At 75.0% G+C, this 23681-nt stretch carries 12 protein-coding genes; 4 read left to right on the plus strand and 8 right to left on the minus strand.

Annotation, left to right across the window (positions count from 1 at the left end):
* Positions 1 to 16: 16 nt before the first annotated feature.
* The 8 genes from mmuM to ACZ4VW_RS24215 all read right to left on the minus strand — a co-directional run bounded on the left by mmuM (position 17) and on the right by ACZ4VW_RS24215 (position 8892).
* The gene (gene mmuM / locus ACZ4VW_RS24180) at positions 17 to 988 is read right to left on the minus strand and encodes a homocysteine S-methyltransferase (protein WP_467965705.1); all 972 of its coding nucleotides are present in this window, start codon (positions 986 to 988) and stop codon (positions 17 to 19) included.
* Positions 989 to 1000: 12 nt separating this feature from the next.
* Complete coding sequence (locus tag ACZ4VW_RS24185) at positions 1001 to 1924, minus strand: LLM class F420-dependent oxidoreductase (protein WP_467965707.1); 924 nt, start codon at positions 1922 to 1924, stop codon at positions 1001 to 1003.
* Positions 1925 to 1952: 28 nt separating this feature from the next.
* Positions 1953 to 2315, minus strand: a complete 363-nt coding sequence (locus ACZ4VW_RS24190) for a nucleotide pyrophosphohydrolase (protein ID WP_467965709.1) — start codon at positions 2313 to 2315, stop codon at positions 1953 to 1955.
* Between the two features lie 10 nt (positions 2316 to 2325).
* On the minus strand, positions 2326 to 3003 hold the full coding sequence (locus ACZ4VW_RS24195; RefSeq protein ID WP_467965711.1) for a 4'-phosphopantetheinyl transferase family protein: 678 nt from the start codon (positions 3001 to 3003) through the stop codon (positions 2326 to 2328).
* Complete coding sequence (locus ACZ4VW_RS24200; RefSeq protein WP_467965713.1) at positions 3000 to 3845, minus strand: metallophosphoesterase family protein; 846 nt, start codon at positions 3843 to 3845, stop codon at positions 3000 to 3002. The genes ACZ4VW_RS24195 and ACZ4VW_RS24200 overlap by 4 nt, the downstream gene beginning before the upstream one ends.
* Before the next feature lie 172 nt (positions 3846 to 4017).
* Positions 4018 to 5385, minus strand: coding sequence for a lanthionine synthetase C family protein (locus ACZ4VW_RS24205; protein WP_467965715.1), 1368 nt, complete (start codon positions 5383 to 5385; stop codon positions 4018 to 4020).
* Entirely contained in the window at positions 5382 to 8630 is a 3249-nt protein-coding gene (locus tag ACZ4VW_RS24210) for a lantibiotic dehydratase (RefSeq protein ID WP_467965716.1), read from the minus strand. Before ACZ4VW_RS24210 ends, ACZ4VW_RS24205 begins: the two co-directional genes overlap by 4 nt.
* A gap of 115 nt (positions 8631 to 8745) precedes the next feature.
* Positions 8746 to 8892, minus strand: a complete 147-nt coding sequence (locus ACZ4VW_RS24215) for a hypothetical protein (RefSeq protein WP_467965718.1) — start codon at positions 8890 to 8892, stop codon at positions 8746 to 8748.
* 330 nt (positions 8893 to 9222) lie between these two features.
* Between ACZ4VW_RS24215 and ACZ4VW_RS24220 the strand changes: the two genes are divergently transcribed.
* From ACZ4VW_RS24220 to ACZ4VW_RS24235, 4 genes are all read left to right on the plus strand, one after another.
* Positions 9223 to 11106 (plus strand): HAD-IIIC family phosphatase, encoded by a 1884-nt coding sequence (locus ACZ4VW_RS24220; RefSeq protein ID WP_467965720.1) that lies wholly within the window; start codon positions 9223 to 9225, stop codon positions 11104 to 11106.
* The gene (locus ACZ4VW_RS24225; protein ID WP_467965722.1) at positions 11103 to 11339 is read left to right on the plus strand and encodes an acyl carrier protein; all 237 of its coding nucleotides are present in this window, start codon (positions 11103 to 11105) and stop codon (positions 11337 to 11339) included. Before ACZ4VW_RS24220 ends, ACZ4VW_RS24225 begins: the two co-directional genes overlap by 4 nt.
* Entirely contained in the window at positions 11336 to 12151 is an 816-nt protein-coding gene (locus tag ACZ4VW_RS24230; RefSeq protein WP_467965724.1) for a thioesterase II family protein, read from the plus strand. Before ACZ4VW_RS24225 ends, ACZ4VW_RS24230 begins: the two co-directional genes overlap by 4 nt.
* A gap of 128 nt (positions 12152 to 12279) precedes the next feature.
* On the plus strand, positions 12280 to 23681 hold an 11402-nt coding region (locus tag ACZ4VW_RS24235), incomplete at its 3' end, for an SDR family NAD(P)-dependent oxidoreductase (protein WP_467965726.1).

Below are 23681 nucleotides of genomic sequence, written 5' to 3' on the forward strand. Positions count from 1 at the left end.
CGACCAGGGATTTTCCTCAGCCCTCCCCCGGCCTCCCGGCACCGCCGGGGGCGTTGGGGGTGCTGGGGTTGGAGGGCCCGGAGGTCAGCTCGGCGGCGAGCGCGGCGATCCGGTCGGGGCCCACACGGCAGCAGCCGCCGAGCAACCGGGCCCCGGCCGCGGGCCACTCCCGCATCCGCGCGGGATCGAAGGATCCGCTCCCGCGCCACGCCCGGGCCCGGGCGTCCCACTCCTCGCCGCTGTTGGGGTAGACGACCACCGGCTTCCCCGTCGCCCCGGCGGCGATCTGAACGGCCCGGCCCGCGTCCTCCGGCTCGCAGCAGTTGACGCCGACCGCGACGACCTGGTCGTTGCCCGCCGTCAGCGCGAACGCCTCCGCCAGCCCCTGTCCGGCGCGCGTGCGCTCCCCGGCGATCGTGTACGACAGCCAGACCGGCACCCCGCACCCCTCGACGGCCCGGAGCAGCGCCTCCGCCTCGTCGAGGTCGGGCACCGTCTCCAGGGCCAGCACATCGGGGCCGGCCGCCGCGAGCGCCTCGACGCGGGGCCGGTGGAACCGCTCCAGCTCGCTCACGCTCAGCCCGTACCGGCCGCGGTACTCGCTGCCGTCCGCGAGCATCGCCCCGTACGGGCCGACCGACCCGGCGATCCACACCCGCTCGGCGGCCCCCTCCCCCGCCGCCCGGGCCAGCTCCACGCTGCGGCCGAGCAGTCGCGCCGTCTCGGCCCGGCCGATGCCGCGCCGGGCGAAGCCCTCGAAGGTGGCCTGGTAGCCGGCGGTGATCAGCACCCGGGCACCCGCCCGCACGTACGCCGTGTGCGCCGCCGCGATCTGCTCGGGCCCGTCGGCGAGCAGCCGGGCCGACCACAGCTCGTCGCGCAGGTCGCAACCCTGCGCCTCCAGCTGGTTGGAGAGTCCGCCGTCGAGGACGAGGACGTCGTCGGCGAGCGCCTCGGCGAGGGTGCGTGCGGGTGTCGCGGATGCCATCGGGGTCCTTTCTCAGCCCAGCTGTGACTGCACCTGGGCGGAGATCAGCTCCAGGTGGTCCAGGTCGTCGAGGTCGAGGACCTGGAGGTAGATCCTGGACGAGCCGATCGCCGCGTACCGTCCGATCTTGTCCACGACCTCGGCGGGCGAGCCGGCCAGGCCGTTGGCCTTCAGCTCCTCCACCTCGCGTCCGATGGCCGCCGCGCGCCGGGCCACCTCGGCGTCGTCCTTGCCGACGCAGACGACCAGGGCGTTGGAGTACACGAGCTCGTCGGCTCGCCGGCCGGCCGCCTCGGCGGCGGCCCTGACCCGCCCGAACTGACGCTCGCTGTCCTCCAGCGAGGCGAACGGGATGTTGAACTCGTCGGCGTACCGTGCGGCGAGGCGCGGGGTCCGGCTCGCGCCGTGCCCGCCGATGAGGACCGGAATCCTGTCCTGGGCCGGCTTGGGGAGCGCGGGCGAGTCGACGAGCGTGTAGAACTCGCCCTCGTGGGAGAAGGTCTTGCCGATCTCGGTGCCCCACAGGCCCGTGACGATCGCCAGCTGCTCCTCGAGCCGGCCGAACTTCTCCTTGGGGAACGGGATCCCGTACGCCCGGTGCTCCTCCTCGAACCAGCCCGCGCCCAGTCCGAGTTCGACCCGGCCGCCGGACATCTGGTCGACCTGGGCGACCTGGATGGCCAGGACGCCCGGGAGGCGGAAGGTGCCGGCGGTCATCAGCGTGCCGAGACGGACACGGCTGGTCTCCCGGGCCAGGCCGGCCAGCGTGATCCACGCGTCGGTCGGTCCGGGCAGGCCGTCGCCCGATCCCATGCTGACGTAGTGGTCCGAGCGGAAGAAGGCGTCGAAGCCGAGGTCCTCGGTGGCCTTGGCGACAGTGAGCAGGGTGTCGTAGTCGGCCCCTTGCTGGGGCTCGGTGAAGATGCGAAGATCCATGACTCCATCCTGCACCGGCGGGTGTCCGTCAACCCCTCTCATCGGCCCCGGTGGACCGGCCCGGCGGGCGAGCGGGTGGGAAACGGAGCTCGTTCCGGTCGATCTTCGCCGCGAGCGCGGCGAGCGGATCGACGCCGAGCACCCCGCAGAACTGGAGCAGGTACGCCAGCACGTCCGCGACCTCGTCCTCGACGCGGTGCGCCCGCTCCGGGTCGTCCATCACCCGGTCCGCCTCGTCGGGCGTCAACCACTGGAAGATCTCCAGCAGTTCGGCCGCCTCGACGCTGAGCGCCGCGGCCAGGTTCTTCGGCGTGTGGTACGGCTGCCACTCCCGCGCGGCCGCGAACGCGGCCAGCCTGCGCTGCAATCCCGCTACATCCTGTTCGGTCACCCCACCAGGTCTACCACTGCCCCCGGGTGACGGTGATCGCGCACAGCAGGAGTCCCCGCTCGGCCAGCCAGCGGCCCTCGAGCCGGCCGGCGGGCGCCTGTGCGGGCAGGACACGGGCGGTGAAGGAGCCCTCGCGCCGGTCGTGGGCCGGCCCGGAGGACAGGGCGAACGCGAGTACGGCGTCCTGGAAGTCGAGCCGCCGGCCCGTCCCGGGGTACCAGGTCTTGTACACCGCCTCCTTCGCGCTGAACAGCAGCCGGTCCCAGCGGACCTCGGGTGCGGCACGCAGCAGCTCGCGCACGTGCCGCAGCTCGCCCGGGAGGGCGATCGCCTCCAGGACGCCGTCGGGGACCGGTGCGTTCGGTTCGGCGTCGATGCCCAGCGCCGCCACGGCGGGGGTGCGGGCGGCGGCCGCCGCCCGGAAGCCCGTGCAGTGGGTGATGCTGCCGAGGGTCCCGGTGGGCCAGCCCGGTGCGCCGTGGCGGCCGGGGAGGATCGGCGCGGCGGGCTCTCCCAGCCCTGTCAGCGCCCGCCGGGCGCACCAGCGGGCCGTGGTGAATTCGCGGCGCCGGGTGTCCACGGCGTTCGCGATCAGCGCGGCCTCGTCCGGGTACAGGTCGCCGGGCTCGGGCACGTCCTCGAACGCCTCCACGGCGACGACGCCGGCCGGCAGCAGCCGTTCGATCACCGGCTCCGCTCCGGAAGGATCGTGCGGAGCCCGGTACGGGGGTGGCCGGGTCTGCGCCACTCGCGGGGATAGCCGACCGACACCTCCTCGAAGCGGACCCCGTCGTGCCAGGTCGTACGGGGGATGTGCAGATGGCCGTAGACGACCGCGCGGGCCCGGAAGCGGCGGTGCCAGTCCGCGGTCCGTACCGTTCCGCACCACTGCGCGAAGTCGGGGTGCCGCAGGATCCGCGTCGGTTCACGGACGAGCGGGTAGTGGTTGACGAGCACGGTCGGCAGGTCCGGGTCGCGGGCCGCGAGACGCTCCTCGCTGAGGGCGACCCTGGCCTCGCACCACGCCTCGCGGCTCGGGTACGGATCGGGATGCAGGAAGAACTCGTCCGTGCACAGGACGCCGTTCTCCTCGGCGAGGGCGAGGGACCGCTCCTTGGTGGTGGCGCCGGGCACCCGGAACGAGTAGTCGTACAGCACGAAGAGCGGCGCCACGGTGACCGGACCGCCGGGTCCGTCCCACACCGCGTACGGGTCCTCGGGCGTGAGGACACCGAGACGGCGGCAGAGGGCGACGAGATGCTCGTACCGTTCCCGACCGCGCAGGCGCAGCGGATCCTCGCGCGGGGTCCACAGCTCGTGGTTGCCCGGTGCCCAGACGACCTGCGCGAACCGTCGGCGCAGCAGGGTCAGCGCCCACTCGATGTCCTCGGACAGCTCGCCGACGTCGCCCGCGACGAGCAGCCAGTCGTCGTCCGAGCTGGGTCGCAGCCCCTCGACGATGGTCCGGTTCTCCCGGTAGGCGACGTGCAGGTCGCTGATGGCCAGCAGGCGGCCGCGTCCTCCGCTCATGCCCGTACGTCCCGTCCGTCCCGTACCTGCCGTACATCTCGCGAGTGCCGGGCGTGCCGCGAGTGGCGTGCGCGCCATGCGTGCCGCGACCGGTGCGGGGCCGTCCGACCGACCGGCCAGGGGGGTGTCTCCGTCATGTCGTTCGTTCCTGTTCGTGGAGGACGTCCTGGGGTCACACGGTCAGGAAGACCGCGTCCCAGGCCGTGTGCGGCGGGTCCTGCCGGCCCGCGCCGCCGCCGGCACCGCGGGTCTTCGCGTACGTGAGGAGGGCCAGGGCCACGCCCGCCGCGCCGTCGATGAGGGCGGGACTCTCCAGCGGCACCGGGCCGGCGGAGGTGCGGACGACCTGGCGGTAGCCGAAGGCGGAGCCGGCGTCGTAGCGGGAGATCAGCGCCGCGGCCAGGCGGTCGGCGGCGTGCCACAGTCCGGGGTCGCCCGTGCGTGCCGCCAGCCGGACCCCGGAGTGCAGGACCCCGGCGAGACCGTGGCAGAAGCCCGGGTCGTCACCGCCGAGTTCGGCGACCGGCCGGTTCAGGAGTGCCGAGAGGGCGTCGGCGGCCAGCCGTGACATCGCGTCGTCGGCGAGTTCCGTAGCCGCCAGGTGGAGGGCGCCCGCGATGCCGGAGGTTCCGTAGCACCAGCCCGGCCGCGCGGTCGTGGGGGCGGCCGTCGCCGGCGCGGCGCCGGTCTCCTCGTCGAAGGCGACCCGGCCGGGCCACGACACGCCGCCACGCCCGTCGGCGTACGCGTGGCCATGCAGCCAGTCGGTGATCCGGCGGACCGCGTCCAGGGTGCCGGGCGGCCGGTGGCCCGCCCGGTGCGCCAGAGACAGCAGCGCGAGCGGGCCGCAGACGCCGTGGGCGGCGCCCACGTTGAAGTCGCCGCGCGGGTAGGCGGCCCGGTCCCGGGGCACCGCGTAGCGGTCCGGCGCGCACCACCAGCCGGGGACGTCCACGCCGTCGATCCGCCGTGGCTCGGTGAGCTCGATCAAAAGGGTGAGGACGCTTCTCAGCGCGTCCGCCGCCCGTTCGTCGCCCCGGCCGGCCGCCGCCAGGAGCACCCGGCCCTGGCCCGTGAGGCCCGCGACGACGTCGTAGTCCAGGTACGAGAGCCCCGCGGCGCGACGCTCGCGGAGCGCGGCGACGCGGGCCCGGGTGTGGTCGGCGAGCAGACCGGTGCTCCGGTCGAGCAGCCGGGCGTATCCGCCGGTGTCCCCGGCGCGCAGCAGGGCGGGCAGGACGAGGTTGCCGACCGCCGCCGGTCCCGCCTGCGGGGCCGCGGAGACGGCGGCGGCCAGATGGGCGTGGGCCACCTCGGACCACTGGTCGTCGTCGCGTGCGCAGTCCGTGTGCAGCAGAGCGACACCGGGGTGGCCGAGGAGCACGGACGCCGGCTGCCAGCCGGGCAGCATCAGCTCGGCGGGCACCTCGGCGAAGGCGGCCGCCGTGATCCGGGCGACCCGCGCCGGGTCACGGAGCCGCTCCGCGACGGCGTAGGCCGTGTCCAGCGCCGCGGCACGGGTGTCGGCGACGAGGGTCATCGGCCGTGCCTCTTCCTGCTGAGACCGAGGGCGAGGCCCTCACGGGCCGTCACATGGGCGAGGATCTCCTCCTCGCGTCGGGGACCGAGGAGTCTGTTGCAGTGCATGTGGGCGAGGCTCATCGCGACCGGGGGCCGCCGGTCTCCGGCTCCCCCGGGCCCGGCCTCCGGGTCGGCGGCGAGAGCCTCGCGCAGCCCGGTGAGAGCGGCGCCGCGCGCTTCCAGGGCGGCGTCGGGTCCGGGCGTCCAGGCCGACCGGGAACCGCCCGGGAGGCGTCCGTCGTACCGGTCGGCGACCGTCTCCTTCGTGGCGCGGGCCACCTCGGAGCGGCGGGCGAGGAACCGGGCGTCGTCGAGCCAGCCGAGGACCTCCTGCGGGGTGCCGAGCCCGGTGAGGAGGTCGAGGATCCCGAGCGCCGCCCGTGTGACGGGCGGCAGGGCGGGGTCGGCCGGCGCGGCGAGCTGGCCAAGGACGACGGCGCTGTCGGTGTGGAAGACCCGCTCGGCGTGGCCGAGGGCGGCCGGACCGCCGTACCGCTCGACCTCGGGATCGTACGTGTCGAGGACCAGCCGGTCGGTGAGCCCCGCGTCCCGCAGTTCCTCGGACCACTCCCGTACGGCGGGCAGCAGCACCGGCCACAGCCCTTCCGGCTTGCCGTGGAAACGCAGCCGCAGATGCGGGTCGGGGTCGGCGTACCGCAGGAAGAACCAGCTGTCGACGCCGGCGGCGCGCACCGCCGGGGAGTCGACGAGGCGGCCCAGGTGCCGGGCGAGGACCTGCTGGTGGAGGGAGTCGGGGACGTACAGCTTGGCGTACAGCCAGTCGCCCCCGGGGAGGGCGGCCCACCGTGCCCGGTCCGGTGTACCGGCCCCGGCCACCGGCCTCGCCTTCGACGCGGTGGGTCGCCCGGTGGGGGGCGGGGCGGGGGTGCGCCGGGCGAAGAGGGGGAGGACGAGTTCGCAGGTGTGCGGGCCGTCGGCGGCGGCGAACCAGCCGGCACCGTCCGGGCCGCCGTACCACTCGGTGATCACCAGGCCCTGGGGCCGCTTCACCTCGTCGTGCAGGACCAGCAGATGGAGCGGATCGTCGAGGTCGACCGTCACCCGGTTGTCCACCCGGGTGAGCAGTGTGTGGCGGGGCACGTGCAGGCGCCGCCGCCAGGCTGCGACCGCGTCGCGCCAGCCCGGGTCGGCGCCGTCGGTCTCCGCGGCGCGCTCCCGCAGCGCCCGGTCCGGGAGCCAGCGGGCGGGGGCGAGGACCGTGCGGCCCAGACGGACCCGGGGCAGGGCGGGCGCGGAGGCCCAGGAGCCCCAGTTCCAGGGGGTGCACCAGTCCTGGCCCTCGTAGCCGAGGTCGAGCAGGAAGCGTGCCACGTACGGAAGGTGGCCGCTGGCGGGGTTGAGCATCGAGTACGACACCGGGCGCACCGGCCGGCCGGTCGGTGCGTGCACGAGCCGCAGCCCGTCCAGGTCGGCGTGGACGGCGAGTTCCTCGGGGCGCAGGTCGGTGACGTCGGCGCGGGCGGCCCGCGGGACGCCGAGCGGGATCCGGTGCGGGAGCCACTGCGGCACGGTGGCCACGTTCGCGGAGCGCGCCACCCGGGGGCGGTAGGCCACCGCGGCCGTCAGTTCCCCGGGCGCCGCCGCCGAGGCCGCCTCCTCGGCGCGGGCGACGACCGCGCCGACCGGCCCGGTGTCGCCGCCCAGGAGCGGTGTGAAGCGGCCGAAGGTGGCACCGGCCCGGGGCGAGCCCGGGTTCGCGCCGAGGACCAGCTCGAAGTCCCCGGCGCACAGCGCTTCCCAGCTGTCGGCGACGATCTCGGCGCCCAGTTCGAGGGACGGGGGCACCCGGCGGGCGGTGCGGGAGCCGAGTCCCGGGGACGCCTCGGACGTTTCGCCGGCCGCGGCGGTGAGGGCGCCCAGGGTCGCCTCGTCGAGGACGACCTCGCCGACGCCCGTGCCCGGGGTCACGCCGGTGTCCGGTCGGGCGCCGAGCACCAGCTCCCCGAGGAGCCGGTCGCGGCGCCGGTCCGCCGCCGACGGCTCGGACGGCGCGCCGTCCTCGCTCCCGGGTGTGCGGTAGGTCTCGGGGAGGCCGAGGCCCCGTGCCTCGTCGAGGAGTTCGAGCAGCGGTACGGACCGGTCGGTGCCGTACCGCTCCAGAAAGTCCACGTGGTACGCGCGCAGGTGCGGCATCCCGGGCCGCGCGGCGGTCGTCCGCCACAGGGCGCCCGCGGCCCGCTCCGCCTCGCGGGCGACCTCGGCCGGCAGGACGAGGCGCGCGTCGAGCCGCAGATCGGACTGGATCACGTCCTCGGCCTCGCGCAGCGCGCGCATCCGGGCGGTGACCTCGGCGAGTTCCCGGCCACGGGCGTCGGGCGGTGCGGCGTCCAGGGTGGCCAGACCGGTCCGGATCTCGGTGAGGGCACGGGTGACGGGGTGGTCGGTGCCGGCCAGCCGATCGAGGACGTGGTCGAGCGGGGCGGTGTGGTCGGGCGGCGGCACCAGGTCGCTCAGCAGGAAACCGTTCGCGACCAGTTGCTCCACGGTCCGCTCGACGGTCGTGGACGGCGCCTGCGGGAACCGGTCGGTCAGCGCCTTGACGAGGTCGGTCCAGGAGACCGGTTCCGCGGCCCGCTCCAGGACGTGGGCGACGACCGCGCTCAGTCGTACCGAGTGCGCCAGCTGCCGCTTCCCGGTGGGGTCGTGGTGGTCGACCAGGACCAGGCGGCCGTCCCGGACGGTACGCAGCGGGTTGGCGGTCAGGGCGGCGCGTTCCCGCAGGCCGGGCGTGGTGACGACGTCGGCCGCGAGGACGCCGTGCAGCCAGGCCGCGTCGGGCCGGCTCACACTCCGGTGCGCGCCGCCGACCTGCCGTACGGGTGCCGGACCCGTCCCGGCGAGGGCCACGCCCGCGAAGAGGCCGAAGGGGGTGGGCCGGTACGTCGTCCGAAGGTGGTACTTGGTCAGCGAGACGAGCGTCCGGTGCAGCCGCTTGCGCTTGAGCGGGGCGCCCGCCCGTACCTTGTCGACCTCGTCGGCGAGGCTCGGGCTGGCCAGCCGGACGGCCGCCAGGAAGGCGGGGTCCGCGGCGAGCCGCCCGATCCCGGCCCGCAGCGCGGCCTCGGAGCCGAGAGGAGGGAGGCCGGGCGCGCCGGTGAGCGCGTCGGGTGCCGGCGGCAGGGGCCGGGCGGCCGCGCGCAGCAGCACCGTATCGGCGGCGTCGAAGATGTCGCTGTCCGTCACGTGTCCGTCCCCGGTCCGTTCTGTCGTGCGTGGTGGCGACTGCCTGATGGTCGGCATGAGCGCGCCGGGCGGCGCGGCCCTGACAGGCCGTGCCGCCCGGCGCCCGGTCAGCGGATCAGCAGTGCCAGGAGGTGACCGGGCAGGAGAGACACGTGCCGGTGCCCGTGAAGGACTTGGCCTCCATCGCGGGCGACTCCTGGATCACGACCTCCAGGTCCAGGTCGAGGTCGAACTCCGTCTCTGCGGTGAGTGCGGTTGCCATGGTGTTCCTCCGTGGAATCGCGGTCGCTGCGGTGGCCGGGTCTGCCGGTCACCGAACACGCCGTGGTGCGGGGTGAAGATCTAGGCGGGCCCTCCAAACCGCCCCTTAAGGGGCGCTAATCCTCGGCCCGGCCCGGCCGTGCCGCCCGGCTCCCCACCCCCGCGGCTATCCGCGTCTCCCGGACCGCCGGGCCCTGTGGGGGTGTCCTGCGGATGCGGCCGGGCCGATCCGGGGTGATCGACAAGACACTCCCTAGCCAGCTGTTAGGGCCGCTTTAGACCGCTCGCCAAGCATGGCCGCGTCGTACCCGACGTACGGGGAGAGCTGGGAATGGTCGAGAAGACGGACGACACGCTGCGGTCGCTGCACGAGCGGGGCCGCGTGGTCGCCGAGTACCCGCGGGTGCGGGCCTTGGTGGACGCGGGCGGCGCCGCCGAGAGGCGCTGGGCGGGGAACACGCTGGCCCGGATCGGCGCGGACGCCGTGCTCGCCGAACACCCGGACACTCCGGTCGTGTCGGTGGCGTTCACCGGGCACAGCACCGTGTCCGGACTGGTCGGCCCGGTCACGGCCGAGCTGGCCCGGCACGGTCTGCTGCTCCGCCCGCACGTGTCCGACTTCGACGGCTACGTCTTCGACCTGTCGGACACGGGGAGCGCGCTGTACGCGGCGAGGCCGGACGCGGTCGTGTGCCTCCTGGACGCCTCCGTGGTGTTCGACGAGGTCCCCGCGCCATGGACCCCGGAGGACGTGCGCCGGGTCTTCGACGAGAAGCTGGCACTGCTGGACGGTCTCGCGAAGACCTTCGACGGCGCGGGGCAGGGCACGCTGGTGTTCAACACGCTGCCGCTGCCGCGCGAGTGGCCGGCGCAGCTGATCGCCGTACGCGACCGGGCCCGGCTCGGCGCGGTGTGGCGGGAGGCCAACGCGCGGCTGCTGCGTCTGATGGACGACCATCCCGCCCTGACCGTCCTCGACCTCGACCCGCTGCTCGGCGCGGAGATCGCGCTCCGTGACGACCGGCTCGGTGTCTACACGCACACGGAGCTCTCGCCCGAGGCGCAGGCGGCCTACGCCGGCGATCTGGTCCACGTGCTGCGCGCGGCCACCGGACGGGCGAAGAAGTGCCTGGTCCTGGACCTGGACAACACGGTCTGGGGCGGGATCCTCGGCGACGACGGGATCGAGGGCATCGAGGTCGCAGGCTCCTACCGGGGCGAGGCGTTCCGCCGGCTGCAGCGGACCGCCCGGCAGATCGCCTCGCAGGGCGTGCTGCTCGCCGCGGTCAGCAAGAACGATCTGGACCCGGTGCGCGAGGTGTTGCGGTCCCATCCGAACATGACCCTGCGCGAGGACGATTTCGTCCGGGTCATCGCCAACTGGCGCCCCAAGCACGACAACCTGCGCGAGCTGGCCGCCGAGCTCAATCTCGGCGTGGACAGTTTCGTGTTCGCCGACGACAGCCCGTACGAGTGCGGCCTGGTCGCCCACGAGCTGCCGGACGTCGCCGTCGTCGCGCTCGACGACGAGCCGGCGCTGCACGTCGAGAAGCTGTTGCGGGACGGCTGGTTCGACGTACGGGACATCACGAGCGACGACCTGAAGCGCCCCGAGCGGTACCGGGAGGAGCTGGACCGCAAGGACTTCCTGCACAGCTTCTCGTCGCTCGACGACTACCTGCGCGAGCTGGACGTCCAGGTGCGGTTCGCCGACGCCTCCCCGGCCGAGCTGGCGCGGGTGTCCCAACTGACGTTGCGCACCAACCAGTTCAATCTGACCACGGAACGGCTCCAGCAGTCCGAGGTGGCCGAACGGGCCACCGCCCCGGGCTCGCTGGTCCTCACCATCCGGTCGGCCGACCGGTTCGGCGACAACGGCGTCGTCGGCGCAGTCCTCGCCCACCGCGACGACGACGCGCTCGTCATCGACAACTTCCTGCTGAGCTGCCGGGTGTTCGCCCGCGGCATCGAGCAGGCCTGCCTGTCGGCGGTCCTCGGCCACGCCCGGGACCAGGGGCTGCGCTCGGTCCGCGCCGCCTACCGGCCGTCGGCCAAGAACGGCAAGGTCAAGGACTTCTACCCCGGCAACGGCTTCCGTCCGGCCGGCGGAGGCACCGACGGTGCCCCCACCCTCTACCGCCACGACCTGGCGGAGATCCCCGCGCCGCCGGAGCACATCCGGCTGGCCCTGAGCCTGGGAGGGCTGCACCAGTGAAGAGCCTCGACGACTTCCTGTCCCTCGTCCACAGCGAGATCGGCCTGTCCCTCACCCCCACGACGGTGGGAGCCGGTTTCGACGAGCTGCCGGGCTGGGACTCACTGCACCTGCTGACCCTGCTGACCGCGATCGAGCGGGAGACGGGACAGCGGGTACCGATGGCGCAGGTCCTCGAGTCGACCAGCCTGCGCGACATCTACGCGCTCACGGCGTCGACGGTGGAGACATGAGCGACGGAAGCCGCACGCGCCCGACCGACGGTCGTGCGGTCCCGGCCCGGTCGGCGTACCTCCTGCCCCGGCAGGCCGATCCGGCCGGCGCGCCGCTGCGGTTGTTCTGCTTCCACCACGCGGGCGGGGCGGCCTCCTCGTTCTCCGGCTGGCAGCCGCGTCTGGGCGGCGCAGTCGCCGTCGTGCCGGTCCAGCTGCCCGGCCGCGAACACCGGGCCCGCGAACCCCGGCTGCACGACTTCGCGCGGCTCGTCGACGAACTGGACGAGGCACTCGACCCGCTGCTGGACGCGCCCTGCGTCTTCTACGGGCACAGCATGGGCGGCCTCGTCGCCTACGAGCTGGCCCGGCGGCGGGTCTCCCAGGGCCGGACACCGCCCCGTCAGCTGCTGGTCGGCGCCTGCCCGCCCCCGCACACGCCGCGGGCCGGCGTCTCGCCCGACCGGCTCACGGACGAGGAGCTGACGGCGTGGATGACCGGTCTGGACGGGCTGCCGGAGCTGGTACTTCGCTACCCGGAGTGGCTCCGCCTGGCCGTCGCCGTCCTCCGTGACGACCTTCGCCTGGCGCACAGCCGCCCCCCCGGGCCCGGCCCTGACGAGGACCCGCTGCCGGTCCCGATCCGGGTCCTCGCCGGGTCCAGCGACCCGCTGGTGACGCCCCGGCTGGCGGCGGGCTGGGCCGGCCACACCTCGGCGGACTTCCGGGTTTTCACGCTGACCGGCGGTCACTTCTTCCACCGGTCGGCGCCCGCGATCGTGCTCCGGCTGATCTCCTCGCTGCTCGCCGGCGAGCACGCCGCCCGGTCCTGAGGGCGGCGCCGCTCCCGAGGGACGCGCCCGGCCCCGCGCGCGTCACGGTTTCCGCCACTCGCCCCCTTCCAGCTCACCCCCCTTCCCCACCTGAATCCCGCGCAACCGAAATTCGGAGACGGTAGACGATGACTGCTGCACCCCACCCCGTCGTACTGTGGCCGGTCTCGGCGCCCGGACCGGCCTCGCTGCGTGCGCGCGCCGCCGCCGCGGCGGAACTGCTCGACGCCCTCCCCGGCCTGTCGCCGGCGTCGGCCGCCGCCGCGCTGACCGCCGCCGACGAGGCGGCCGCGCACCGTGCCGTCCTGCTCGGCCGGGACCGCGACGAACTGCTCGCGGGACTGCGCGCGCTGGCGGCCGGCCGCGTCGAGGAGGCGGCCGCGGAAGGGCTGCGCGAGGGCCGGGTGCCGCGGGCGGGCGGCGCGCCGGGCGCGGTGTTCGTCTACCCCGGCTTCGGGGCGCACTGGGACGGCATGGCCGTCGATCTGCTCGACGGCTCCGCGGTGTTCCGGGAGACCGTCGAGGCGTGCGCCGATGAGCTGCGGCCGCTCGTGGACTGGGACCTGGTCGACGTCCTGCGGGGCGCCGAGGGCGCTCCGCCGCTGGAGTCCGCGGCGGTGGTGATGCCGGCGCTGGTCGCCGTGATGATCTCGCTCACCGCCGAATGGCGCTCGCGCGGGGTCGAGCCGGTCGCGGTCGTGGGGCACAGCATCGGCGAGATGGCCGCCGCGCACGCGTGCGGGGCGCTGCCCCGGGCCGAGGCACTGCGGATCGCGGCGGTGTGGGGCGCGGCCCTGACCGAGGAGCTCTCGGGCCGCCACGGCATCGTGGCCGTGCTGCTGCCCGCCGAGGAGATGCGGGCACGGCTGGCCCCCTGGGCGGACCGGTTGGGGCTCGCCGCCGTCAACGGACCGGGTTCGGTGACCGTGTCGGGCGACGAGGAGGCGCTGGACGAGCTGGTGGCGACGCTCGCCGCCGAAGGGGTGCGGACCCGGCGGATCCGGGCCGACTTCCCCGTCCACGTCGGCCAGGTGGACGCCATCCTGGACCGGCTGCTCGCGGGTCTCGAGACGGTGCGGCCCGCCGCGTCCCGGATCCCGTTCTACTCGTCGGCACGCGGCGCCCTGCTGGACACGCGGGAGCTGGACGGACCGTACTGGGCCGGCCAGTTGCGTCGCCCGGTGCTCTTCGAGCCGGCGGTGCGCGCGCTGCTCGCCGACGGCCACGGGGCGTTCCTGGAGGCGGGCCCGCACCCGGTGCTCAAGATGGCCGTCGAGGACATCGTCGAGGACGCCGGGCGGGCGGGAAGCGTCGTCGTGACGGGATCGCTGGTCCGCGACCGGGACGGCCACCGGGCCCTGGCGGCGGCGTTCGCCGACCTGTGGGCACACGGCCTGCCGGTCGACCTGGCCCGGGCGTCCAGCGGCGCGGGGACGGACCCGGGCGAGGCGGACCCGGCCGCGAGCGAGCCGGTGCTGCTGGAGCTTCCCGCGTACGACACGGCCGCGGACGCCGTCGAAGCGGCCGGCCCGGCCACCGAACTCCGGGCGGAACTGGACGCGCTGGCTCCGGCCGAGCGCCGTCGGCGCCTGCTGGAGGTCGTACGGGAGCAGACGGCGGGCGTGCTCGGGGCAGGCCCCGGCAGCATGATCGGCGCGCCCGGTGACACCTTCCGCGACCTCGGCATGGAGTCCTCGGCCGCGGTCGGCCTGCGCAATCGTCTGGCCCAGGCCCTGGGGGTGCGCCTGCCGGTGGCCGTCGCCTTCGACCACCCCACGCCGGAGGCGTTGGCCGCGCACCTGCACACCCTGCTCCACGACGCGCCGGCGGCGCGCGAGACGGCACGGCGGGCTCCGGCCGATCCGGGCGAGCCGATCGCGATCATCGGCATGGCCTGCCGCTACCCCGGCGGGGTCGCCTCGCCCGAGGACCTGTGGCGTCTGGTCAGTGAGGGGACCGACGCGATCGGCCCGTTCCCGGACAACCGCGGTTGGGACGAGGACCTGTACGACCCCGATCCGGAGGCGGTCGGCAAGTCGTCCACCGCGCGCGGCGGCTTCCTGCACGAGGCCGGCGAGTTCGACGCCGGTTTCTTCGGCATCAGTCCGCGCGAGGCGACGGCGATGGACCCGCAGCAGCGGCTGCTGCTCGAAACGGCCTGGGAGGCGTTCGAGCGGGCGGGCATCGACCCGACGTCACTGCGCGGCAGCGACACCGGCGTGTTCGCCGGCACGTACGGGCTCGAGTACGGTCCCCGGCTCGCGGAGGCCACCGAAGGCGTCGACGGCTACCTGCTGACCGGTCAGCTCAGCAGTGTCGCCTCCGGCCGGATCGCGTACACCCTGGGCCTCGAGGGCCCGGCGATCACCGTCGACACGGCCTGCTCGTCGTCGCTGGTGGCGCTGCACCTGGCGGCGCGGGCCCTGCGGCAGGGCGAGTGCTCGCTGGCCCTGGCGGGCGGCGCGGCCGTCATGGCGAGCCCCGGCATGTTCGTGGAGTTCAGCCGGCAACGGGGGCTGTCCCCCGACGGCCGCTGCAAGGCGTTCTCGGCCGAGGCCGACGGGACGGGCTGGAGCGAGGGCGTCGGTCTGCTGCTGGTGGAGCGGCTGTCGGACGCGGTACGCAACGGGCACCCGGTCCTCGCGGTCGTGCGGGGCACGGCGATCAACCAGGACGGCGCGAGCAACGGTCTCACCGCGCCCAACGGCCCCTCCCAGGAGGCCGTGATCCGCCAGGCCCTGGCCGACGCGGACCTGACCGCCGCCGAGGTCGACGCCGTCGAGGCGCACGGCACCGGCACGCGGCTCGGCGACCCGATCGAGGCGCAGGCGCTCCTCAACACGTACGGCAGCGAACGCGACGCCGAACGGCCTCTGTGGCTGGGCTCCTTGAAGTCCAACATCGGGCACGCGCAGGCCGCCGCCGGTGTCGGTGGCGTCATCAAGATGGTGATGGCGCTGCGCCACGACCGGCTGCCGAGGACCCTGCACGCCGAGCGGCCCACGGAGCACGTCGACTGGTCGGACGGCACGGTCCGGCTGCTCACCGAGGAGCGGCCCTGGACCGACGACGACGCGCCGCGGCGTGCGGCCGTGTCCTCCTTCGGGATCAGCGGCACGAACGCGCACGTCGTCATCGAGCAGGCCCCGGCCGACCACCAGCCGGAGCCCACGGAACTCCCCCGCGTCCCCTGGTTGCTGTCCGCGAAGAGCGACGAGGCGCTGCGTGACCTGGCGCGGCAGCTGCACACGTACGCCGTCGAGCACCCGGACGTTCCGGCCGAGCGGGTCGCCGCCTCGCTGGCCGCCCGTACCCGTTTCGACCACCGCGCCGTCGTCGACACCACCGACCGTGCCGCGCTCCTCGCCGGCCTCGCCGCTCTCGCCGAGGGCGCCGAGGCTCCCGGTGTGACGGCGGGCGTCGCGACGACCGGCACCACCGCGTTCCTGTTCACCGGGCAGGGCAGCCAGCGGCTGGGCATGGGTCGGGAACTGCACGCCGCCGACCCGGTGTTCGCCGCCGCCTTCGACGAGGTGTGCGAGCGCTTCGACGCCGTCCTCGACCGGCCGCTGCGGGAGGTGATGTGGGGGCAGGACGCGGAGCTGCTCAACCGGACCGAGTACACCCAGCCCGCCCTCTTCGCCCTGCAGACCGCGCTGTACCGGACCCTGGAGGGCCGGGGGATCGTTCCCGACCGGCTCATCGGTCACTCGATCGGTGAGATCGCCGCCGCGCACGCCGCCGGTGTCCTCGACCTGGCCGACGCGGTGACCCTGGTCGCCGCCCGGGGCCGGCTGATGCAGGCCGCCCGCTCCGACGGCGCCATGATCGCCGTCCAGGCGGCCGAGGACGAGGTGCTCCCCCTGCTCACACCGGGCATCGGCATCGCGGGCCTCAACGCACCCGGCTCGCTGGTGGTCTCCGGGGACGCGACAGAGGCCGTCGCCCTCCAGGACCAGCTCGTCGCGCGGGGCCGCAAGACCAGCCGTCTGACGGTCAGCCACGCCTTCCACTCGGCCCACATGGACGGCGTCCTCGACGACTTCCGACAGGCGATCGGCGGCCTGACCTTCCACCCGCCGAAGATCCCCGTGATCTCCAACGTCACCGGGCTGCCCGCCACCGGTGACGACCTCACCACCCCCGCCTACTGGGCCGAGCACATCCGCCGCGCCGTCCGCTTCCACCCCGGCATCCAGCACCTGGAGACCGACGGCGTCACCCGCTACCTCGAACTCGGCCCCGACGCCACCCTCACCGCCCTCACGCAGCAGACCCTGACCGCTCCGGCGGTCGTCACGGCCACCCTGCGCAAGAAGTCCCCCGAGCCCCTCGCCTTCGCCACCGCCGTGGCCCGCATGCACACCGGCGGTCACACCCCCACGACGTGGCAGCCCACGCACACCCCCGCCCACCCCGACGACCTGCCGACCTACCCCTTCCAACGGGACCACTTCTGGCTCTCGTCGCAGCGGGCCGGCACCGACGTCACCGCCGCCGGCCTGACCGCCTCGGACCATGCGCTCCTGGGCGCGGCGGTCTCGATCGCCGACACCGATCAGCTGGTCCTCACCGGCCGGATCTCCCTGCGCACCCACCCGTGGCTCGCCGAGCACACCATCGCCGGCACCACCCTCCTGCCCGGCACCGCCTTCACCGACCTCGCCCTCCACGCGGCCGGGCTCGCGCAGACCCGGACGGTGGAGGAGCTGACGCTTGAGTCGCCGCTCGTTCTGCGTGCGGACGCCGCGATCACCCTCCAGGTCACCGTGGACGCGGCGGACCCGGCCGGCCGCCGGGCGCTCGCCGTGCACGCGCGCACGGACGAGTCGGAGCCGTGGACCCGGCACGCCTCCGGTGTCCTGACGGACGACGATCCGGCCCCCGAACCGATCGCCTGGCCGCCGCCCGGCGAGCGGGTGGATCTCACCGGCCTGTACGACCGGCTCGATGCCCACGGCTACGGCTACGGCCCCGCCTTCCAGGGCCTCACCGCGCTCTGGCGCGACGGCGAGGACGTGTACGCCGAGGTCGCCCTGCCCGAGGGCGTCGACGCCTCCGGCCACACCCTCCACCCCGCACTCCTCGACGCCGTGCTCCACCCGCTCGTCGACGGCGCCGAAGGGCTTCTGCCGTTCGGCTTCGGCGGCGTGACGCTGCACTCGACGGGCGCCACCCGACTGCGGGTGAGCGCGCGCCCTTCGCCGGACGGCGGCGTGGCCCTGCGTCTCGACGACCCGACGGGGGCGCCCGTCGCGGCGGTCGAGTCGCTGGTGCTGCGCGAGGCGTCCACCGGACGGCTCGGGGACACCGCACGGCGGCATCCGCTGTTCACCGTCTCCTGGCAGCCGTCCGTCGCGGTCGACGCGGTCGACGCGACGGACGGGACGGACGTCGGGTCGGCGGGGCGAGGGCGCCGGGTCGTGCTCGGCGACTCTCCCCGGGCTCGGGAGCTGGCGGCCGTATTCGACGCCGCACCGTACGAGGACATCGCCGCGCTGCGGGCGGCTCTGGACGCCGGCACGGCGGCCGCCCCCGAACTCGCCGTGTACGCGCCCGGGGCCGGGGCCGAACAGGGCGCCGGGCCGGATCTCCCACTCGACGCCACCCGCCGCACCACGCACGAGGCGCTCGCCACCGTGCAGGCCCTGCTGGACGACGAACGCCTCGCGGACACCCGGCTGCTGGTGGTGACCCGCGCGTCCGTGGGCACGGGCGCCACCGACCCGGCGGGAGCGCCGGAGGTGTCGGTGGACGGCCTGGTCACCGCGCCCCTGTGGGGGTTGCTGCGGTCGGCCCAGTCGGAGTACCCCGGCCGTTTCGCGCTGGTCGACGTCGACGGCGCACCGGAGTCGCTCGGGCGACTGCGGGCCGTCGCCGCGTCCGGGGAGCCGCAGAGCGCGGTCCGCGCGGGCGAGATCCGCACGCCCCGGCTGGCCCGGGTCGCCGAGTCCGCCACGCCGGACGCGGCCGCACCCGGCGCGGCAGCCGGGGCTTCCCCGGCGGACCGGGCCGCGCCCGGCACGGGGATCGAGGCTTCCTCGGCGGACGAAGCCGCACCGGGCACGGCAGCCGAGGTTTCCCCGACGAACGAAGCCGTGCCCCGCACGGGGACCGAGGCTTCCCCGGCGGACCGGCCGCCCGTGGGGAGCGCGGCGCTGCCGCTCGCGGCCGACGGAACCGTGCTGATCACCGGCGCGTTCGGTCGCCTCGGCCGGCTGCTCGCCGAGCACCTGGTCGCCGAGCACGGAGTACGGCATCTGCTGCTCACCAGCCGCCGGGGCGCCCAGGCCCCCGGCGCCGCCGAACTCGTGGCCCGGCTCGACTCGTTGGGGGCCGTGACGCGTGTCGAGGCCTGCGACACGAGCGACCGTGCCGCCCTGACCGCGCTGCTGGCGTCCGTACCCGCGGCTCATCCGTTGACCGCCGTCGTCCACACCGCCGGCGTTCTCGACGACGGTGTGGTCACGGCGCTGACCCCGGAGCGGCTCGACACCGTGGTGCGCCCGAAGGCGGAGGCCGCCTTCCATCTGCACGAGCTGACCGCCGGCCTGGATCTGTCCGCGTTCGTCGTGTACTCCTCCGTGTCCGGGCTGATCGGCGCCGCCGGCCAGGCGAACTACGCCGCCGCGAACACCTTCCTCGACGCGCTGACCCACCACCGCCGCGCTCTGGGGCTCCCGGCGACCTCGCTCGCCTGGGGCCTGTGGGGCGAGGGCGGCATGGGCGAAAAGCTGGGCGGATCCGATCTGGCGCGGATGGCCCGCTCCGGTGTGGTCGCCATGACGGAGGCGGGGGGTCTCGCGCTGTTCGACGCGGCCTTCGGTCGTCCGGAGCCGCTGCTCGTGCCCGCCCGGCTGGATCTGGCGGGGGTACGGGCCCGGGCGGCGTCCGGCGGAGTTCCGCCGCTGCTGCGGGGTCTGGTCCGGGCGCCGTTGCGGCGGGCGGGCGCGGCGGCGCCGGGTGGTGACGGCGGGTTCGCGGCGCTGCTGGCCGGTCTGGGCGAGGAGGAGCAGACCCGCAGGATCGCGGAGCTCGTGCGTGAGCAGGCGGCGGCGGTGCTCGGCCACGCGTCGCCGGCGGCCGTCGACCTCACCACCGGCTTCAAGGAGCTCGGTTTCGACTCGCTGAGCGCGGTGGAGCTCCGCAACCGGATCAACACGGCCACCGGGCTGCGGCTTTCGGCCACGCTGGTCTTCGACTACCCGGCTCCGCAGGCGTTGGTGGCGCATCTGCGCGAGCGGCTGACGGCCGGGACGGGGACCACGGGCGGTCCCGCGGCGCCGGTGGTGCGAGCCGCGACGGGCGAGGGGGCGGGCGCCGCCTACGAGCCGGTCGCGATCATCGGCATGGCCTGCCGTTTCCCTGGCGGGGTGGCCTCGCCCGAGGACCTGTGGCGCCTGGTGTCCGAGGGGACCGACGCCGTGGGCCCCTTCCCGCGGGACCGCGGCTGGGACCTGGAGAACCTGTACGACCCCGATCCCGAGGCCGTCGGCCGGTCCAGCACGGACCAGGGCGGCTTCCTCTACCGGGCGGGCGAGTTCGACGCCGAGTTCTTCGGGATCAGCCCGCGCGAGGCGACGGCGATGGACCCGCAGCAGCGGCTGCTCCTGGAAACGGCCTGGGAGACCTTCGAGCGGGCCGGCATCGACCCGGCCGAGGTACGGGGCAGCGACACCGGCGTGTTCGCCGGCACGATGTACCACGATTACGCGCCGCCCGTACAGCTCATGCCGAAGGACCTGGAAGGCATTCTGCTGACCGGCAACACCGGCAGTGTGGTGTCGGGGCGGATCGCCTACACGTACGGCCTCGAGGGCCCGGCGATCACGGTCGACACGGCGTGCTCGTCGTCGCTGGTGGCGCTGCACCTGGCCGCGCAGTCACTGCGGCAGGGAGAGTGCTCGCTGGCCCTGGCCGGCGGCGCGACGGTGATGGCGACGCCGGGCACCTTCGTGGAGTTCAGTCGGCAGCGCGGGCTCTCCCCCGACGGCCGCTGCAAGTCCTTCTCCACCACGGCCGACGGCACCGGCTGGAGCGAGGGCGTCGGTCTGCTGCTCCTGGAGCGGCTCTCCGACGCCCGGCGCAACGGCCACCCGGTCCTGGCCGTCGTCCGGGGCACGGCCACCAACCAGGACGGCGCCAGCAACGGCCTCACCGCCCCGAACGGCCCGTCACAGGAGCGGGTGATCCGGCAGGCCCTGGCGAACGCCCGGCTGACCGCCACGCAGGTGGACGCCGTCGAGGCGCACGGCACCGGCACCCGGCTCGGCGACCCCATCGAGGCGCAGGCACTCATCAACACGTACGGCAGCGAACGGAACACCGAACACCCCCTGTGGCTCGGCTCCTTGAAGTCCAACATCGGGCACGCGCAGGCCGCGGCGGGCGTCGGCGGCGTCATCAAGATGATCATGGCGATGCGCAACGGGGTCCTGCCCCGGACCCTGCACGTGGACGAGCCGACCGAGCACGTCGACTGGTCCGACGGCACGGTCCGCCTCCTCACCGAGAACCGGCCGTGGCCCCGGGCCGGCCGGGAGCCGCGCCGCGCCGCCGTCTCCTCCTTCGGGATCAGCGGCACCAACGCGCACGTCGTCCTCGAACAGGCCGACGCCGAAGGCGGGCCCGCCGAACTGCCCGCGCTTCCGTGGCTGTTGTCGGCGAAGAGCGCCGAGGCGCTGCGCGACCAGGCGCGCCGACTGCACGCGTACGCCGTCGGGCACCCGGAGACGCCCGTCCAGGAGGTCGCCGCCTCGCTCGCGGCCAGGGCGCGGTTCGAGCACCGGGCGGTCGTCGACACCGCCGACCGTGCCGCGCTCCTCACCGGCCTCACCGCCCTGGCGGAAGGCACGGAAGCACCCGGTCTGACCACCGGCAGCGTGGCCGCCGGAGGCACCGCGTTCCTGTTCACCGGGCAGGGCAGCCAGCGGCTGGGGATGGGTCGGGAACTGCACGCCGCCGACCCGGTGTTCGCCGCCGCGCTCAACACGACGCTCGCCGCGCTGGACCCGCATCTCGACCGGCCGCTGCGGGACGTGATGTGGGGGCGGGACGCGGACCTTCTGAACCGCACCGAGTACACGCAGCCCGCCCTGTTCGCCGTGCAGACCGCGCTGTACCGGACCCTGGAGCACCACGGGATCGTCCCCGGGCACATGGCGGGACACTCCATCGGCGAGATCGCCGCCGCGCACGCCGCCGGCGTGCTGGACCTCGACGACGCGGCCCGGCTGGTGGCGGTCCGCGGGCGGCTGATGAGCGGCCTGCCGGCCGGCGGCGCGATGATCGCCGTGCAGGCCACGGAGGAGGAGCTGCTCCCCCATCTGACCCCGCGGCTGTCCGTGGCCGCGCTCAACGCGCCCGATTCGACGGTGATCTCGGGTGCGGAGGAGGACGCGCTCGCGGTACGGGAGGTCTTCACGGCCCTCGGCCGCCGCACGACCCGGCTCAAGGTGAGCCACGCCTTCCACTCGCCTCTCATGGAGCCGGTGCTCGACGCGTTCCGGGAGGCCATCTCGGAGATCCGTTTCCGGGACCCGGCGATCCCGCTCGTCACCGCGGGCGATCCGACGACCGCCGCCTACTGGACGGCGCACATCCGCGACACCGTCCGCTTCACCGACCACGTCCGCGCCCTGAAGGACCGGGGGGCCGCCCGGTACGTGGAGCTCGGCCCGGACGCCGTCCTCACGGCGCTCGCCCAGCAGTCACTCACCGGACCCGCCGTGCTCGTCCCGACCCTGCGCCGCACCGGCGAGGAGAGCGCCACGTTCGGCGCGGCTCTGGCCCGGTTGCACACCAGTGGGCACTCCCCGGCCACCTGGCGGCCGGAGCGCACCCCGGCGCACCCCGAGGACCTGCCCACCTATCCGTTCCGGCAGGAGCGCTTCTGGCTCACGCCCCGGACGGAGCCGGCGGGCGGAGCGGGGTCGGGGCACGCACTGCTCGGCACGGCCGTACGGCTGGCCGAGGGCGACGGTCTGGTGCTGACGGGCCGTGTCTCGCCGCGCACGCACCCGTGGCTCACGGAGCACGCGGTCGCCGGGACGACCCTTCTTCCCGGGGCCGCCCTGGTCGACCTCGCCCTGCACGCGGCGGACCTCGTCGCGGCCGGGTCGGTCGAGGACCTCACTCTGGAGGCCCCGCTGGTCCTCGCCGAGGCGGCGGCCGTCGACCTCCAGGTGACGGTCGGCTCCGTGGACGAGGCGGGCCGCAGGCCGCTCCACGTGCACTCCCGTGCGGCGGACGCGGCCGAGGGCGAGGCGGACTGGATCCGGCACGCCACCGGCTCCCTCGCCCCCACCCCAGCCCCCGCCGAACACCTCACCTGGCCCCCGCCCGGCGAACCCGTCGACCTGCACGACGCCTACGACCACCTCGCCACCCGCGGCTACGCCTACGGACCCCTCTTCCAAGGCCTCACCGCACTCTGGCACCACAACGACGACCTCTACGCCGAAGTCAGCCTCCCCGACGACACCGACACCACCGGCCACACCCTCCACCCCGCCCTCCTCGACGCCGCACTGCACGCCCTGCTCGTCGCGGAGCCGGACGCGCCCCAGCGGGTGCCGTTCAGCTGGTCCGGCATCACCGCGCACGCGGCTGGTGCCACCCGGCTCCGGGTGCGGCTGCGCCGGAGCGGGCCGGACACGGCGGCCCTGACACTGGCCGATCCGACCGGCGCCCCGGTCGCCACGGTGGACGAACTGGCGCTCAGGGCCGTGGACCTCAGCGGCCTGGCCGACGCCTCGCCCGGCGCCCGGGATCCGCTGTACGTCCTGCGGTGGCAGGAGGTACCGGCCGGGCGACCGGCGGAGGCCGGCGCGCCGGCCTCCTCCTGGGCGGTGCTCGGCAAGGACGGCGCGGCCCTGGCCGCACAGCTCGGTGTCCGGGCGCACCACGCGGACCTGTCGGGGCTGCGGACCGCGCTGGACGCGGGCGAGCCGGTGCCGTCCGTGGTCGTGCTGCACCTGCGCGAGCGAGGCGACGACGTGCTCGCCGGCGCCCATGACTCGGCGGTGGACGCGCTCGCCGTCGTCCAGGAGTGGCTCACGGAGGAGCGGCTGGCCGACGCGCGGCTCGTGGTGGTCACGCGAGGCGCCGTCGCGGCGGGTCCGGATCCGCGGGTGTCCGCGTCGGCGGTGGCCGTGTCGACGGTGTGGGGCCTGCTGCGGACCGCTCAGGCGGAGACCGCGGGGCACTTCACCCTGGTGGACCTGTCCGTCGACCCGGCGGGCCCGGTCGCCGAAGGTGCCGGTGAGGGCGGCGACTCGGCCGCGGAGGTGGCTCTGCTGCCCGCGGCGGTCGCGACCGGCCGGGGCCAGGTGGCGGTACGGAACGGCGTGTTGTACGCGCCGGTCCTGGCCCGGGCCGGGGCGGTCACGCCCGGCACGCGGACGGAGGAAGCGTCACGCGTACGGCCCTTCGATCCTGAGGGGACGGTGCTGATCACCGGAGGCACCGGCGCACTCGGCTCCCTCCTCGCCCGCCACCTCGTCACCCACCACGGCGCACGCCACCTCAT

Source organism: Streptomyces sp. NPDC029139 (assembly GCF_055564335.1).